The sequence below is a fragment of the Blautia glucerasea genome (assembly GCF_013304385.1).
GTDB lineage: Bacteria > Bacillota > Clostridia > Lachnospirales > Lachnospiraceae > Blautia_A > Blautia_A ammoniilytica.
In genome coordinates this window covers 1-384 of record NZ_JAAITU010000159.1, presented here as the reverse complement: position 1 = coordinate 384, position 384 = coordinate 1, and the positions used below count along the sequence as shown (strand labels likewise).

Below are 384 nucleotides of genomic sequence, written 5' to 3'. Positions count from 1 at the left end.
CATTGTGCTGAATGCCAATGTCTTTCAAAATGCACAGAAAGTAAGGATCATGTAAAACTGATCACACGTCATGTATGGGAAGAATATATGGAAGTGGTAGAAGACATTCGGCACACGATCGGAAACAGACAGATCTACCAGTTAAGAAAAGAAACCATAGAGCGGATCTTCGGTACAGCGAAAGAACAGCATGGATTTCGATATACACAGTATGTAGGAAAAGCACGGATGGAAATGAAAGCCGGGCTTACCTTTGCATGCATGAATTTGAAAAAACTGGCAAAGATTCTGGAAAAACGAGGTTGGAACACAGCCAGATTTTTGTTGATTTTGAAGAAAATAAAAAGAAAAGAAGTTTTAAAAGAAAAATGGTGCTGGGCATAA

The 384-nt window shown here is 38.5% G+C and carries 1 protein-coding gene; it reads left to right on the top strand.

Annotated elements, in window-relative coordinates:
- The coding region (locus G5B11_RS18855; RefSeq protein ID WP_244093087.1) for a transposase at window positions 1–384 on the top strand (384 nt) is incomplete at its 5' end.